The 13,677-nt window shown below is 71.2% G+C and carries 16 protein-coding genes; 10 read left to right on the top strand and 6 right to left on the bottom strand.

Annotated elements, in window-relative coordinates:
- Nucleotides 1-201 precede the first annotated feature (201 nt).
- Both I3F58_RS05915 and I3F58_RS05910 read right to left on the bottom strand, forming a co-directional pair.
- Nucleotides 202-660 (bottom strand): hypothetical protein, encoded by a 459-nt coding sequence (locus I3F58_RS05915; protein WP_240107151.1) that lies wholly within the window; start codon nt 658-660, stop codon nt 202-204.
- Nucleotides 657-1,079, bottom strand: coding sequence for an ATP-binding protein (locus I3F58_RS05910; RefSeq protein ID WP_240107150.1), 423 nt, complete (start codon nt 1,077-1,079; stop codon nt 657-659). The genes I3F58_RS05915 and I3F58_RS05910 overlap by 4 nt, the downstream gene beginning before the upstream one ends.
- Before the next feature lie 362 nt (nt 1,080-1,441).
- Between I3F58_RS05910 and I3F58_RS05905 the strand changes: the two genes are divergently transcribed.
- The 3 genes from I3F58_RS05905 to I3F58_RS05895 all read left to right on the top strand — a co-directional run bounded on the left by I3F58_RS05905 (nt 1,442) and on the right by I3F58_RS05895 (nt 3,447).
- Nucleotides 1,442-2,827 (top strand): tetratricopeptide repeat protein, encoded by a 1,386-nt coding sequence (locus I3F58_RS05905; protein ID WP_240107149.1) that lies wholly within the window; start codon nt 1,442-1,444, stop codon nt 2,825-2,827.
- 20 nt (nt 2,828-2,847) lie between these two features.
- Nucleotides 2,848-3,216 (top strand): ASCH domain-containing protein, encoded by a 369-nt coding sequence (locus I3F58_RS05900; protein ID WP_240107148.1) that lies wholly within the window; start codon nt 2,848-2,850, stop codon nt 3,214-3,216.
- A gap of 81 nt (nt 3,217-3,297) precedes the next feature.
- Nucleotides 3,298-3,447, top strand: coding sequence for a hypothetical protein (locus I3F58_RS05895; protein WP_240107147.1), 150 nt, complete (start codon nt 3,298-3,300; stop codon nt 3,445-3,447).
- A gap of 147 nt (nt 3,448-3,594) precedes the next feature.
- Here the strand turns inward: I3F58_RS05895 and I3F58_RS05890 are convergent, their stop codons facing one another.
- Complete coding sequence (locus I3F58_RS05890; protein WP_240107146.1) at nt 3,595-3,975, bottom strand: helix-turn-helix domain-containing protein; 381 nt, start codon at nt 3,973-3,975, stop codon at nt 3,595-3,597.
- A 96-nt stretch (nt 3,976-4,071) separates the two neighbouring features.
- Between I3F58_RS05890 and I3F58_RS05885 the strand changes: the two genes are divergently transcribed.
- Nucleotides 4,072-4,479 carry a RidA family protein gene (locus I3F58_RS05885; RefSeq protein ID WP_240107145.1) on the top strand — a complete coding sequence of 136 codons (408 nt, stop codon included), beginning with the start codon at nt 4,072-4,074 and terminating at the stop codon, nt 4,477-4,479.
- Between the two features lie 293 nt (nt 4,480-4,772).
- Here the strand turns inward: I3F58_RS05885 and I3F58_RS05880 are convergent, their stop codons facing one another.
- Complete coding sequence (locus I3F58_RS05880) at nt 4,773-6,134, bottom strand: glutamine synthetase family protein (RefSeq protein ID WP_240107144.1); 1,362 nt, start codon at nt 6,132-6,134, stop codon at nt 4,773-4,775.
- A 152-nt stretch (nt 6,135-6,286) separates the two neighbouring features.
- On the opposite strand from I3F58_RS05880, the gene I3F58_RS05875 reads away from it, so the two are divergent.
- From I3F58_RS05875 to I3F58_RS05855, 5 genes are all read left to right on the top strand, one after another.
- Entirely contained in the window at nt 6,287-7,357 is a 1,071-nt protein-coding gene (locus I3F58_RS05875) for a PP2C family protein-serine/threonine phosphatase (protein WP_240107143.1), read from the top strand.
- 23 nt (nt 7,358-7,380) lie between these two features.
- Nucleotides 7,381-7,842, top strand: coding sequence for a hypothetical protein (locus tag I3F58_RS05870; protein ID WP_240107142.1), 462 nt, complete (start codon nt 7,381-7,383; stop codon nt 7,840-7,842).
- Between the two features lie 65 nt (nt 7,843-7,907).
- Nucleotides 7,908-8,561 carry a DUF3105 domain-containing protein gene (locus I3F58_RS05865; RefSeq protein ID WP_240107141.1) on the top strand — a complete coding sequence of 218 codons (654 nt, stop codon included), beginning with the start codon at nt 7,908-7,910 and terminating at the stop codon, nt 8,559-8,561.
- 8 nt (nt 8,562-8,569) lie between these two features.
- Nucleotides 8,570-9,250, top strand: coding sequence for a DUF305 domain-containing protein (locus I3F58_RS05860; RefSeq protein WP_240107140.1), 681 nt, complete (start codon nt 8,570-8,572; stop codon nt 9,248-9,250).
- A gap of 178 nt (nt 9,251-9,428) precedes the next feature.
- Nucleotides 9,429-9,848: a CBS domain-containing protein gene (locus tag I3F58_RS05855; RefSeq protein WP_240107139.1), complete on the top strand. Its 420-nt coding sequence runs from the start codon at nt 9,429-9,431 to the stop codon at nt 9,846-9,848.
- A gap of 12 nt (nt 9,849-9,860) precedes the next feature.
- Here I3F58_RS05855 and I3F58_RS05850 read toward each other — a convergent pair whose 3' ends face one another.
- Nucleotides 9,861-10,721 carry an alpha/beta fold hydrolase gene (locus I3F58_RS05850; protein ID WP_240107138.1) on the bottom strand — a complete coding sequence of 287 codons (861 nt, stop codon included), beginning with the start codon at nt 10,719-10,721 and terminating at the stop codon, nt 9,861-9,863.
- Entirely contained in the window at nt 10,718-11,476 is a 759-nt protein-coding gene (locus tag I3F58_RS05845; protein ID WP_240107137.1) for a DUF998 domain-containing protein, read from the bottom strand. Before I3F58_RS05845 ends, I3F58_RS05850 begins: the two co-directional genes overlap by 4 nt.
- Nucleotides 11,477-11,998: 522 nt before the next feature.
- Here I3F58_RS05845 and I3F58_RS05840 point away from each other — a divergent pair.
- Nucleotides 11,999-13,612, top strand: a complete 1,614-nt coding sequence (locus I3F58_RS05840; protein WP_275678180.1) for a multicopper oxidase family protein — start codon at nt 11,999-12,001, stop codon at nt 13,610-13,612.
- The last annotated feature ends 65 nt before the right edge of the window (nt 13,613-13,677 follow it).

Genomic DNA, 13,677 nt, shown 5'->3' with positions numbered 1-13,677 from the left:
ATCGCCATCTTGGCGGCCTGTACGTCGGTCACATCCTCGACGAGCGAACCCGATAGCTCCCTGATCAGCAGCCTGTGGAACAGTGGGCCCCGCCGACCCGGCGGGGCCCACTCGGCTATTGATCAGGAGACCCAGCACGCATCCTGAGCTGAGCGCTCGCCTACGCCCCCAGGACAGCCTCGAACGTCCCCCACGCTTCGGCTACCCGCCTGGCGCAGCGACGCAGACACCAGAGAAGGCATGCCCTTTTTCCCTGGCGCGGCGGAGGTAGGCGCCGACGGCTTCCCGGTCCGCACCCGGAGTCAGCGGGTCTAGGCCGACGGTCACACGGACCGCTCCCAGGGTGGACGCGCGGGCCAGCCACAGAGGGTCCGAGGTAGGCACCTGGAGGAGGCAGGAGTCATGGCCGTAGTCGAGGTCGGCCATCTTGCCCCGCATGAGTACGCGCCCATGTGCTGCCACAGGGACGGGGCGGACGACGATGCCGGCCAGCCCGAGGCCGAGCGCCATGCCACGCAGGGCACTCTCGCTGGTGGAGTTCTCGCTTGTCAGCAACAGACAGGCCAAGCCCCCTGCGCGGTGATCGATCCAGGAGGTCGCGCCGATGCCGTCCAGGGCCTCGGGTCCTGGCGGTAGCGCCAAGGTGTAGGGGCTGTTCACGCGATCACCGCCTGGGCATGCAGTTCGGCCCAGACGGCCTTGCCGGGGCCTCGGCGGTCCGAGACGCCCCACCGGCCGGACAGGGCATCGACGATCAGGAGGCCCCGGCCACTGAACAGGTCCTCGCTGGGCGCGACGCGAACCGGACAGACGCTGGACGCGTCGTGCACCTCAATGCGCACGCCTTGCGCCAGTCGCACGAACCGCGTCTCGATCTCCCGGCCCCGAACCCGGGCGTGCCGGACCGCGTTGGTCAGCAACTCGGACAGCACCAGCAGCGCCGAATCACTGATGGTCACCAGGTTCCAGTCGGCCAGTGTGCTGGACAGTTCCGCCCGTGCACGCCCCACGCACCGGGGGCCTCGGCTCCAGCGCCGCACCACCTGGTCCACCTGCGGAGTCGCAGTGAGCTGGCTCATCAGCGCACCGCCATCCCGTGCACGGCGGACCGGAGCTCACGCCGCCGGGCCGCGTGAGCGGCGACGACCTCGTGCCGCCTGCACCCCGTCGGGGGACACAGTCGGGCGATAGTGTTTGCCATGTTGACGCTCCCTGAAGTCGCTTCGTGTCGGACGCGTTGGCCACGCCCCCGGACCGGTCGGACGGTCGCGGGGGTCTTCTGCGTCCACGTTTGGGCACGGAAGGTGCCTGTCGATGAGCTTCAGGCAGATGAGGCTCCTGCGGGAACGGCAAGCGGGGAGCCCCAACCGACGCTTTGGGGAACCCCGTTCAGAGATCGGGCTACGCTGGTCCGACCACTGCCGTCCCTGCCAGGTGCCCCATGGACGAACCCGAGACCCAGCAACGCAACGGCTGCCCCCTGCCAATCCCAGACGTACTCCTCCAGAGCGAAGCAATGAGGAGGGCCTGCGAAGTCCACGACTTCCAGGAGATTTTTCGGCTCGTCAATCGGCGTACTGGATCGAGTCATGCGGCTATGGCGGCTGCGATCGGCAAGATGACCAGCTCGCGCGTCAGCGACATCATCCGAGGTGTCCGCGGCATTCGCGGGCATGAGGTCATCGAACGCGTGGCTGACGGTTTCGGCATCCCTGGAGCCATGCTCGGTTTACCGCCGCGGCCATGGGAGGCCATCGACGAGGGTGGTCCGTCGACGGAGGTGAGTGCCACGAAGCGACGCGATGCCGCGAAACTGGCTGGGTTCACCTTCGTCACACCGGCCGCCACTGCGGATCTCCTGAAGCAGGCAGTTGCTGAGGCAGCGGAGTTCACTCGGCAGGCTCAGGAGAGCATGCTCGCCTCCGACACCCTGGACCATCTTGACGTAGCAGTCACCGACTTCAACCGCGCGTACTCGATCAAGCCCCCGCACGTGCTCTTCGAGGCCGTGCTGGACTATCGCCGCAAAGTGAGCGCGCTACTGAAGGGCACGTACACTCATCACCAGGGCAGAGAACTACTCGCCATCGCCGGGTGGTTGTCGGAATTGCTGGCCTGGCTGGCCCACGACCTCGGCAATGCCCGCACGGGCCTCGCGTTCGCCGCTGATGCCTTCGTGCAAGGCCAACAAGCCGGGCATGGCCAGCTCTGTGCGTGGGCGATGGACGCCGCAACGTCCATCAACCTGTATGAGCAACGCCCGACCGAAGCTCTCACCGCTGCCCGCCGGGGGCTGGCCGAAGCCCCTGCCGACCACCCGTTGACCGTACGACTGCACGCCCAGGCCGCACGCGCCTGCGCGGCCGATGGTGACTCGGAGGGTTTCACGGCCGCGCTCCGCAGCGCCGAAGACGCCTATCAGGTCCTACCGCCGCGATCGCCACGCCGCTTCGGCCTGGATGTCCTGCCACTGGCGGAGTACGCCCTGACCTCCTATCCCGCGACGTCGTGCATCTGGCTCGGCCGAGCTGACGAAGCACGGCGGTACGCCGAACGTGCCATCGCGACATACGAAGCCGCCCCGTCGACGTCCCACTCGCCCAGTCGAGAGGCCATCGCCCGCATCGACCTGGCCATTGCCCTCGCCCAGCTCGGTGCCCCAGATGACGCCGTTACCCTCGGTCATCAGGCCCTGGAGTCAGCCCGTGTTGTCGACTCCGTACGAAGCAGAGCGCGAGACCTGACCAGCTATCTAACCCGCCGGTATCCCCGCCACACAGTGGTGGAGGGACTGCGTCACGCCATGGCCCACGCCAACGCCACTTGAGCTCGAAGGAGACCAAACCCATGGCCGCCCCCCTGCCAGCCGAGCACGTTCTGAACATCCGCAAGCCCTACTTCGACCTCATCCGGCAGGGCATCAAGTCGGTCGAAGTCCGTGTCGGCTACGCCAAGATCCGGAAGATCGCCGCCGGGGATTTCCTGCGCTTCACCTCCGGCGACGACACGTTGCGTACCCGTGTCACCGAAGTTGTCGAATACCCGTCCTTTGAAGCCATGCTCGCCGCCGAGGACGGCTCGGCCATCGGCGCCCAGTCCATGACCCATGACGAACTCATGGCGTTGATCCGCAGCATCTACCCGCCCGAGAAGGAAGCCTTGGGGGTCTTCGCCATCCATATCGAGCTCGTGGCGGAACACCGCGCACTACCATAACGGCTTGGCGACCGAGCGCTTTTCTGTCAGCATGCCGGGCGACGTGCGGCCGGGCTCAAGCAGCATGCTTCCCGGCTGGTGATGAACGTTTCCACCTTCATCACCATCGCGATCCAGGCGCAGATGGACGAGCAGGTCCGCGTCAGGAAGGACTTCGAGCCTCTTGAAGCCCTGCAGGCGGAGACGGAAGCCAGGCGGAGCCCGGCACCTGGACCGATGACATCGAGCTGACCCCCGAGGAACAGACCGAAGCGGACGCCATTCTGGGGCTCCCGTCCCAGCACCGGGACACCGTATGAGTGTTGTCGCCCACGACATCCACCCGTCCGCGGCGGAGGCTCAGGGGCGGTAGGCGCCGCATCATCGGCAGGCCACGCGTCAGGCGTCGAAGCGGCGGCGGGAGGCGTCGATGTGGGCGAGGTAGGTGTGCGTCCAGTCGCACATGCCGGCGATCGTGGCGCGCAGGGCCTGGCCCGGTTCGGTGAGGGTGTAGTCGACCCGTGGTGGCACCGTGGGGTGCACGGTGCGTTCGACCAGGCCGTTGCGTTCCAGCATGCGCAGGTTCTGGGTGAGCATCTTGTGGCTGACGCCGTCGACCTCGGTGCGCAGCTCACTGAAGCGGCGGGTCCGCTCCCCCAGGGCCTCGACGATCAGGAGTGCCCACTTGTTGGCGAGGTCGGAGAAGATCTCCCGCGCCAGAGAGTCCGCGCGCCTCAGGTCCGCCTCGTCGGGCGAGCCCGTGTACTGCTTGGTCACCATCAGGTTCCCCAGTCACTGAAAAGTGCGTTCTTCCATGTCAGCGGCCACTCTCCTACGGTTTCCGAGTAACCACAAGAGAGCACAGGAGGCAGCAGCATGGCCATCACACTGGCGAACCCCGACGGATTGCCCGCCATCGACGTCTACCGGCAGGTGTCGGTCGCGACGGGGACGAGGCTGGTCTTCATCGCCGGGCAGGTCGCCTGGGACGGGGACGGGGTCACGGTCGGGAAGGGCGACCTCGCCGCCCAGGTCGAGCAGTGCTACCTCAACATCGCCACCGCCCTGGCCGGGGTCGGCGGTTCCTTCGGCGACGTGGCGAAGCTGACCGTCCACGTCGTCGACTGGACCCCCGACAAGATGCCCCAGCTCCTGGAGGGGATCGAGCGGGCCTCCGCGAAACTCGGGGTCACCCCGGTCCCGCCCGCCACGCTGCTGGGCGTCGCGGCGCTGGACGTTCCCGAGCATCTCGTGGAGATCGAGGCCACCGCGGTCCTCGACTGACGCCGACAGGCCGTCAGCCACCGCGTCCGCGCGAAGGGCGACGGGCAGGGGCCAGGGACGGCACGACGGCGCAGGGAGCCGGAGCGGTGAACGGCGGGCCGAGTGGGCTGGAAGCAACATGGCTCGCGTGCCGTCGGGTTGGGAGTTCCCGCACCTTCCTCGACGGCACAGGAGCACGCGCGTCCGGCGTCACATGACGGCACGACGGGTGGATACGGGACCGGGGCGGCGCGGTCGTCGACCGCGCCGCCCCGGGACGCAACGCTGCGGGTGGAACCCGCCCTGATGTGGATCTACAGCACCGGCAGGTTCTTCTTCAGTTCGAAGGCGGTGACCTCGGAGCGGTACTCCTCCCACTCCTGCTTCTTGTTGCGGAGGAAGAAGTCGAAGACGTGCTCCCCCAGCGTCTCCGCCACCAGTTCGCTGCGCTCCATCAGGGCGATCGCCTCACCCAGGTTCTGCGGCAGCGGCTCGATGCCCATGGCGCGGCGTTCCGCGTCGGACAGGGCCCACACGTCGTCGTCCGCGCCGGGGCCCAGCTCGTAGTTCTGCTCGATGCCCTTGAGGCCGGCCGCCAGGAGGACGGCGTAGGCCAGGTACGGGTTGCAGCCCGAGTCCAGGGAGCGGACCTCGATGCGGGACGATCCGGTCTTGCCCGGCTTGTACATGGGGACGCGGATCAGGGCCGAGCGGTTGTTGTGGCCCCAGCAGATGTAGGACGGGGCTTCGCCGCCCGCGCCCGCGCTGCGGCTGGAGCCGCCCCAGATGCGCTTGTACGAGTTGACCCACTGGTTCGTGACCGCCGAGATCTCCGCCGCGTGGCGCTGGAGGCCCGCGATGAAGGAGCGGCCGACCTTGGAGAGCTGGTACTCCGCGCCCGACTCGTAGAAGGCGTTCCGGTCGCCCTCGAAGAGGGACAGGTGGGTGTGCATACCCGAGCCGGGGTATTCGGAGAAGGGCTTCGGCATGAACGTGGCCTGGACGCCCTGTTCGAGCGCCACCTGCTTCATGACCAGGCGGAACGTCATGATGTTGTCGGCCGTGGAGAGCGCGTCGGCGTAGCGGAGGTCGATCTCCTGCTGGCCGGGCGCGCCCTCGTGGTGGGAGAACTCCACCGAGATGCCCATGGACTCCAGCATCGTGATCGCCTGACGGCGGAAGTCCATGCCGACGTTGTGCGGAGTGTGGTCGAAGTAGCCGGAGCTGTCGGCGGGAGTGGGGCGGCTGCCGTCCACCGGCTTGTCCTTCAGCAGGAAGAACTCGATCTCCGGATGGGTGTAGCAGGTGAAACCCAGGTCGGAGGTCTTGGTCAGGGTGCGCTTCAGGACGTAGCGGGGGTCGGCGAAGGACGGGGAGCCGTCCGGCATGAGGATGTCGCAGAACATCCGGGCCGTGCCCGGTGCCTCCGCGCGCCACGGGAGGATCTGGAACGTCGCCGGGTCCGGCTTGGCGATCATGTCGGACTCGTACACGCGGGCGAAGCCCTCGATGGCGGAGCCGTCGAAGCCGATGCCCTCGTCGAAGGCCTGCTCCAGTTCGGCCGGGGCCACGGCCACCGACTTGAGGAAGCCGAGCACGTCGGTGAACCACAGGCGCACGAACCGGATGTCGCGCTCCTCCAGAGTCCGGAGCACAAACTCCTGCTGCTTGTCCATTTCCACACCCATCCTCGCTGATCAGGGCCAGCATGCCACCACACGGTTTCGTGCGCGTTGCAGATCCATAGTGCCTGGGTGGGTGTGGTGTACGTAACGCGGGGGAATCGCGGGAAAGGCGGCTCGGGCCGGGTGCGCGCAGACTGGGGCACATGGAGGGTGCCGAGCGGGCGCTGCCCGGAGCGCGGCCGCAGCTCTGGGTACGGCTCATGCCCTGGCTGCTGGTCGCGGCCGTACTGCTCGCGCAGCTGCTCACCCCCGAGACCGTCCAGCTGGAGTTCGCCTTCGCGGTGATCGCGCCGCTGACCTCGCTCGTGTACGGGGTGCTCGGCACGTCCCTCGTCTCGGCCACCGCCATCGGAGTGCTGATCGTGCCCGAGGTGCGGTCCGAGCACTTCTCGGACGGTGACCTGGTCTCGTTCGGCCTGATCGCGGCGGCCAGCGCCTTCCTCGCCTGGGTGCGGGCCCGGCGCGACGCCCAGCTCGTGTCGGTGCGCAGCGTCGCGGAGGCGGCCCAGCTGGCCGTGCTGCCGCCGCTGCCCGCACGGGTGGGGGCGGTGCGGTGCGGGGCGCTGTACCGGGCGGCCGAGCGGTCGGCGCTGGTGGGCGGAGATCTGTACGACGTGCAGCCGGGGCCGTACGGGGTGCGGGCGATCGTGGCGGATGTGCAGGGGCACGGGCTCTCGGCCGTCGGGACGGTGGCGGCGCTGCTCGGCACGTTCCGGGAGGCGGTGCTCGACGAGCCCGAGCTGGCCGGGGTCGCGGCCAGGCTGGACCGGCGGCTGGTCGTGGACGGGGAGCGGCTGGACGAAGGGGGCGAGCTGTTCGCCACGGCGGTGCTGATGGAGTTCCCCGACGGGGCCGCGCGCGAGGTGCGGGTGGTCAGCTGCGGGCATCCGCCGCCGCTCGTCGTGGACGGGCACGGTGTCCGGGAGGTCGCCCTGGAGTACGGGCCGCCCCTCGGGCTGGGGCTCGCGGACTTCCGGGCGCCCGACCCCGCGGCCGTACCGCTCGCGCCGACCGATGTGCTGCTGGCCCACACCGACGGAGTGACGGAGGCGCGGGACGCGGAGGGGGTGTTCTACCCGCTGATCACGCGGATCCCGCTGGAACGGGACCCGGCGGCACTGGTACGGGCTGTATGGCGTGATCTGTCCTCGTACGCCGGAGAGGTCGTCGACGATGTGGCGCTGCTGGCGCTGAGTGTCTCCCGGGGGGAGTGAGCCCTGGTCTACCATCAGCGACCATGGAGGGCCTGCCGCTCATACGCGGCGCGCGCCCCGCGCGCCTTTCGCGTCCCATGGCCCTGGTGAGTGCCGTGGCGACGCTGCTCGCCACGCTCTTCCTCTGTCTCGCCCCCGCCCAGCACACCGACGGCGGGGGCCGTTCCGCCGCACGGGCCGGGGCGCCCGGCGAGGTCCCGGCCGGGGTCACGCTCGTGGCGGGCGCCGAAGCGGCGGCCGGTGCCGGTGCGCGGCCCTTCGCCGGCCTCGGCAGCGAGCGCTTCGGCTGCCCGCTCGACGACCGCGGCTGCGGGCTCTTCCCCTCGCTCACGCCCGCGGTGCTCACCGCCCCGCCGCTCGACTCGCCCCTCCCCGCGGACACAGTCGCCGCGCGCGGGCAGGTCGCCGGACCGGTCGCCCTCCCCTGCGCCCGCGCCCTGCCGCGCGCGCCGGACCTGCATGTGCTGCAAGTGCTGAGGACGTAGACCGCACGTCCGCGTTCCGTCTTCCCCCACCACTTCCCACTTCGTCGTAAGGGCAGCAGATCACCATGTCTTCCAACCGAGGCACCTCCGCGGAACGCCGCGCACGCATAGAGCAGATGCGGAAGGCCGAGCAGGCCCGCGAGCGCCGCAACCGGATCATCACGCTCACCGTGAGCGCCGCCGTCGTCGCCGGGCTCGTCGGGTTCGGCGGCTACGTGCTGAACAAGGAGCAGAACAAGAAGGAGCAGCAGGAGGCAGCCGCCAAGGCGCCCGTCGAGGACGAGAAGACCTGGGAGAAGCTCACCCAGAACCACGTGGACCCGAAGTCCGTCTCGTACCCGATGAACCCGCCGGTGGGCGGCGACCACCACCGGATGTGGGCCGACTGCGACGGCACGGTCTACAAGGAGGAGCTGCGGAAGGAGAACGCCGTGCACTCGCTGGAGCACGGCGCGGTCTGGGTCACCTACAACGACAAGGCGCCGGCCGAGGACGTGAAGAAGCTGGAGGAGAAGGTCGGCAGGACGCCCTACTCCCTGATGAGCCCGGTCAAGGACCAGGACGGGGCGATCATGCTCTCCGCCTGGGGCAAGCAGGTCACCGTCGACGGCGCCGACGACCCGCGGGTGAACCAGTTCTTCACCAAGTACGTGCAGGGCCCGCAGACGCCTGAGCCGGGCGCGGCGTGCACCGGCGGCACGGGCGGGATGGACAAGTGAGCCGCGCGATGACCCGCACGGTCTGGGTGGCGGCGGGAGCCGTCCTCCTGGCCCTGGTCTTCGCCGGGTGGGCGACCGTCACCGCGCTGGGGCGCGACGCGGGGGCTCCGGAGAGGGCCGCGACGGTGGCGGACGACTCGGCGGACGCCGGATTCGCCCGGGACATGTCGGTGCACCACCAGCAGGCGGTCGAGATGTCGTTCCTCGTGCGGGACCGCTCGGACGACGAGGACGTGCGCCGTCTCGCGTACGACATCGCCAACACCCAGGCGAACCAGCGGGGCATGATGCTGGGCTGGCTGGACCTGTGGGAGCTGCCCAAGACGGTGGCGGACCGGGAGCCGATGGCCTGGATGCAGCACGGAAAGGGGCACGGGGAGAAGCACGGGGAGGACGCCGCCGCGCAGGGAGACGCGAAGGGCGACGACCAGCGGCTGATGCCCGGGATGGCCACCAGGGCCGAGATGGAGCGGCTGCGCTCGCTCGACGGCAAGGCGGCCGAGGTGCTGTTCCTCCAGCTGATGATCGACCACCACGTGGGCGGGGTGCACATGGCCCAGGGCTGTGCGACCTCGTGTGAGGTGCCGCAGCAGAAGCGGCTCGCGCAGGGCATGGTCGACGCCCAGGAGTCGGAGATCGCCCTGATGACGGACATGCTCGCGGAGCGGGGCGCCAAGCCGCGCGGCTGACCGCCCGCATCGCCCTCGCTGTGGCCGCCGCCCACCCGGGTGGCGGCCACAGATGGTGCGGGGCCCGGTCGGGGCGGCCAGAATGGAGGGGCTCGGGGACGGTGCCGTACGGCGTTGTGGCGTGCGGCCTGACGTACGGCGTTCGACGTTCACGCAGTCCTACGGAGGTATGCACCTCATGACCACCGCCCGAGACATCATGCACCCGGGAGCCCACTGGATCCCCCAACACGAGACCCTGGACCGCGCCGCGCAGCTGATGCGCGAGCACAACGTGGGCGCGCTGCCCATCGCGGACCAGGACGAGCGACTCTGCGGCATCGTCACCGACCGTGACATCGTGGTGAAGTGCGTGGCCGCCGGGCGGGACCCGGCACGGGTCACCTGCGCTGACGTCGCGGAGGGCACCCCGCGCTGGATCAACGCGGACTCGGATGTCCGCGAGGTGCTGCGCGAGATGGAGAACCACCGGATCAAGCGGCTGCCGGTGATCGACAACAAGCGGCTCGTCGGCATCATCAGCGAGGCCGACCTCGCCAGGAACCTGCCCGACGAGAAGGTCGGGGAGTTCGCACAGGCGGTGTACGGCCGGGCCTGACCTCTCCTTCGGTCATGTCGCCAGGACCGCCTCGGCCACCGCGTCGGGGCGGTCCAGCATCATGAGATGCCCCGACTCCCGTACGGCTCCGAAGCGTGCGCCCAGACGGTCCGCCAGCGCCCGCTGGCGGACCGTCCACGCGTCCGTGCCGTCCGGCCGGCCGGGCGCGGCCAGCACGGTCACCGGAAGCCCGGGCGGCAGCGGGCACGCGGTCCGCAGCGCGAGCAGCCCGGCGGCGACCGCCCGGTAGTGCGTGTTCTCCGACAGCGCGCCGCCCAGCACCCGACGGGTCCGGTAGCAGCGCCGCACCAGCGCCCGGGGCGCCGGGTCGGGGGCGTGCCGCGCCCGGCCCAGCCGCACCATCACACGGCGGGCGGACGGGCCGAGCACCACGGGCGCGCCCACCCCTCCCAGCGCCGCCTCCAGGGCCCGGGCGGCAGCGGTGCGGGCGCCTCGCGCGCCCGGCACACGCGCGTGCTCCTCGACGGACGCGTCCACCAGCACGAGCCCCGCCGCGCGCCCCGGGTACAGGCGGGCGAACGCCTCGGCGTGGAACCCGGCGAGGGAGTGCCCGACGACGGTGACCGGCCGGGCGGCCGTCCCTGGCAGCGCGTCGAGGACGGCGGCGATCCGGCGGGCCTCGCCCTCGGCGGTGGGCGCGGTACGGGCCCGGGCGCTCAGTCCGTGGCCCGGGCGGTCGAAACGGACGACCGTGCGGTGCGGGGTGAGCAGCGGCATCACCGGGTCCCAGTCGAACCAGGCCAGCGCGAGCCCGGCGCTCAGGACGCAGACGGGGCCCGTGCCCTCGACGGTGACGTGGTGCGGGACGCCGTCGACGCGAACGAAGCCGCTCCAGTCCAGCCGGTTCTTCACGGCGCCTCCGGTGCCTCGGCCCGGGCGGACGGAGCCTCCCGCCTCCCCGGCGCGTCCCGTCCCTCCCGTAGCAGCGCCCAGGCCAGTGTCAGCAGCCACAGCGCGATCAGCAGGACCTGGAGGCGCTGGGCCGCGCCCAGGCCCCAGTGGCCGCGGTCTGCCTCGAAGGCGGCCACCGCGGCCAGTGTCCAGACGGTGGCGGTGCCCGCCAGGACGAGGAGGACGGCCCCGGTCCGGGCGACGGGCGGCCACCAGCCGTAGCGGCGGGCCGCGAGGGTCAGCGCGGCCATGGCGGTCAGCGCGCCCGCGACCGCGACGCTGGAGCTGACGGCGTGCGCCGCATGGGTGAGCGGGACGAGCCCGGCGTCCTCGCGGGCCGCGCAGGCGGCGTCGGCGGTGGGCGCGCAGCTGAGCGGCAGCCGCGAGTCGGCGGCCGTCGCCGCCCCGAACAGCGCGAGCCCCACCCAGCCGGTCACCGCCCAGCGGCGCCGCGCGGACACGGCCAGGGCCCACAGCGCGGCGACCACGAGCAGCGTGCCGGAGACCAGGTCGGCGGTGCGGAAGACACCGCCCAGGCGCCGGTCGGTGGCGGCCAGCTCGCTCACGTACGACTGGACCGGGTCGAGCCCGGTGCCGAGTGCGGCTTCCGGCAGCCACGAGCTGTAGGCGACCGCGCCGAGCGCGAGGAGGACGGCGACGAGCCGTGGCGGGGGATGCCCGGGACGAGTACCCCGAGGGGGTAGGCTGCGACGCATGCGTGCCAGGGCGGACGGAGTACGAGCGGGGTTCGGAAGGCTCCTGCTGCTCGCCGCTCTGCTGCTCGGCATCGTCACGATGCACACGTGGGGCCATCCTTCGGGGCATTCGGAGTACGGGGCTGCGCCGCACTCGGCGGCGGCGCCCGCCTCGCACGGCGGCTCGGCGCATGGCGTCTCTGCGACCTCTGTCCCTGAAGACGTACCGCCGGGCGGAATAGATCCCACGATGATCTGCCTTTTTCTGCTCGGCTCGGCCGGTGTGGGCCTCGGCGGGCTCGCCGCACTCCGGCCGGCACGGCGGCGTGCGGACGGCACCGGCCGGTCGCTCCTCCGGCGTGCCGGGCCGACGTCCCGGGGCACGCGGCGGACTCGGCTCCCACGACCGCGCATAGCCCTGGCCGAACTGTCGGTGCTGCGGATCTAGGAAGACGGGCGCGCCCCGCCCGTACCACGCGCACGGCGCACCGCCGTGCCCTCCTTCCCCCACTCCCTTCACACCTGCACGAGGTGCGTTCCGTCATGTCCTCCTTCCGTACGTCTCCGTCCCGCCGTGCCGTCCTCGGCGCGGGTCTCGCCGTCGCCGGTTCCGCCGCCCTGTCCGCCTGCGCGGGGCCGGGCGGCGGCCCGGGACGCTCCGGGCACAACGCCCCCAGCGCACCCGGCGCACCCGCGCCCGAGGGCTTCGTCGCACCCGACGGACCCGAGGTGCTGGCCGCCGAGAAGGCGCGCGGCTCGGGGCCCGTCCGCACCGTGCGGCTCACCGCCACCGCCGGAAGTCTGGACCTGGGTGCCGGGCGGACCGTCAGGACCTGGTCGTACGGCGGTGAACTGCCCGGCAAGGAAGTGCGGGTCACAGCCGGTGACACCCTGGACCTGACGCTCGCCAACCACCTGCCGCAGGGCACGTCGCTGCACTGGCACGGGCTGGCCCTGCGCAACGACATGGACGGCGTGCCCGGTCTGACGCAGCAGGACGTCGGGCCGGGGCAGGACTTCACCTACCGCTTCACGGTGCCGCACCCCGGCACGTACTGGTTCCACCCGCACTCCGGCACACAGCTCGACCGGGGGCTGTACGCGCCGCTCGTCGTCGAGGACCCGAAGGAGCCGCTGGCGTACGACAGGGAGTGGGTCGTCCTGCTGGACGACTGGCTGGACGGCGTGGACGGGTCGACACCGGACGCGGTGCTGGCGGAGCTGAGCGGGGGCATGGGCGGCATGGACCACGGCGGAGGCGCCGGCGGCGGTGGTCACGAGGGGCACGGGGCGGCGGCTCCGGGCCCGGCCGGTTCCCGCGGCCCGTCGCGCATGATGACGGGTGCGAGCAGCGATCTGCTGGGCGGCGACGCGGGCGATGTGGCCTACCCGCACTACCTGGTCAACGGCCGGACGGCGGAGGCGCCTTCGGAGTTCCGGGCCAGGCCCGGGGACCGCGTGCGGCTGCGGATCGTCAACGCGGGCGGCGACACCGCGTTCCGGGTCGCGCTGGGCGGTCACCGGATGACCGTGACGCACACCGACGGCTTCCCCGTGCGGCACACCGGGACGGATGCGCTGCTCGTCGGCATGGGCGAGCGGTACGACGTGCTGGTCACGGCGGGCGACGGGGTGTTCCCGCTGGTCGCGGAGGCGGAGGGCAAGCAGGCGACGGCGCTGGCGGTGCTGCGTACCGGCGCGGGGGCCACACCTGAGGCGTCCGCACGGCCGAAGGAGCTGACCGGCGCCGTTCTGACGGCCGGCAGGCTGAAGGCAGACCCGTCCGTCGCGCTCGCGCCGCGCGAGCCGGACCGGACGGTGAGGATCCGGCTCACCGGTGGGATGGCGAGGTACGACTGGGCGTTCGACGGGCGGCCGTACACTCCGGACCCGCGGCACGCGGTGAAGGCGGGCGAGCGGATCCGGCTGGTGTTCGCCAACTCGACGCAGATGTGGCACCCGCTGCATCTGCACGGCCACACCTTCCAGCTGGCCGATGCCGCCGGCGGGCCGCGCAAGGACACGGCGGTGATCCTGCCGGGACGGAACCTCTCCGTCGACTTCGACGCGGACAACCCGGGCCTGTGGATGCTGCACTGCCACAACGTCTACCACGCGGAGGCCGGGATGATGACGGTGCTGGGCTACCGCCGCTGAGCACGCCTCCGGGCAGGGCCGACGGTCCCCCCGGGCGGGGTCACCGCTAGGGTGATCCTTTCGCT

It is taken from the genome of Streptomyces sp. MUM 203J, assembly GCF_022414595.1.
GTDB lineage: Bacteria > Actinomycetota > Actinomycetes > Streptomycetales > Streptomycetaceae > Streptomyces.
The sequence above is the reverse complement of the archived record's forward strand: the minus strand, read 5'-3'. Positions and strand labels throughout refer to the sequence as shown.

Bases quoted from the DNA above. Each gene is read 5' to 3' on its own strand.
- I3F58_RS05870 (WP_240107142.1), top strand. From the start codon at position 7,381: ATGGAGGGCCTGCCGCTCATACGCGGCGCGCGCCCCGCGCGCCTTTCG.
- I3F58_RS05900 (WP_240107148.1), top strand. From the start codon at position 2,848: ATGGCCGCCCCCCTGCCAGCCGAGCACGTTCTGAACATCCGCAAGCCC.
- I3F58_RS05880 (WP_240107144.1), bottom strand. From the start codon at position 6,134: ATGGACAAGCAGCAGGAGTTTGTGCTCCGGACTCTGGAGGAGCGCGAC.
- I3F58_RS05910 (WP_240107150.1), bottom strand. From the start codon at position 1,079: ATGAGCCAGCTCACTGCGACTCCGCAGGTGGACCAGGTGGTGCGGCGC.
- I3F58_RS05860 (WP_240107140.1), top strand. From the start codon at position 8,570: ATGACCCGCACGGTCTGGGTGGCGGCGGGAGCCGTCCTCCTGGCCCTG.
- I3F58_RS05840 (WP_275678180.1), top strand. From the start codon at position 11,999: ATGTCCTCCTTCCGTACGTCTCCGTCCCGCCGTGCCGTCCTCGGCGCG.
- I3F58_RS05845 (WP_240107137.1), bottom strand. From the start codon at position 11,476: ATGCGTCGCAGCCTACCCCCTCGGGGTACTCGTCCCGGGCATCCCCCG.
- I3F58_RS05905 (WP_240107149.1), top strand. From the start codon at position 1,442: ATGGACGAACCCGAGACCCAGCAACGCAACGGCTGCCCCCTGCCAATC.
- I3F58_RS05865 (WP_240107141.1), top strand. From the start codon at position 7,908: ATGTCTTCCAACCGAGGCACCTCCGCGGAACGCCGCGCACGCATAGAG.
- I3F58_RS05885 (WP_240107145.1), top strand. From the start codon at position 4,072: ATGGCCATCACACTGGCGAACCCCGACGGATTGCCCGCCATCGACGTC.
- I3F58_RS05855 (WP_240107139.1), top strand. From the start codon at position 9,429: ATGACCACCGCCCGAGACATCATGCACCCGGGAGCCCACTGGATCCCC.
- I3F58_RS05875 (WP_240107143.1), top strand. From the start codon at position 6,287: ATGGAGGGTGCCGAGCGGGCGCTGCCCGGAGCGCGGCCGCAGCTCTGG.
- I3F58_RS05890 (WP_240107146.1), bottom strand. From the start codon at position 3,975: ATGGTGACCAAGCAGTACACGGGCTCGCCCGACGAGGCGGACCTGAGG.
- I3F58_RS05895 (WP_240107147.1), top strand. From the start codon at position 3,298: ATGAACGTTTCCACCTTCATCACCATCGCGATCCAGGCGCAGATGGAC.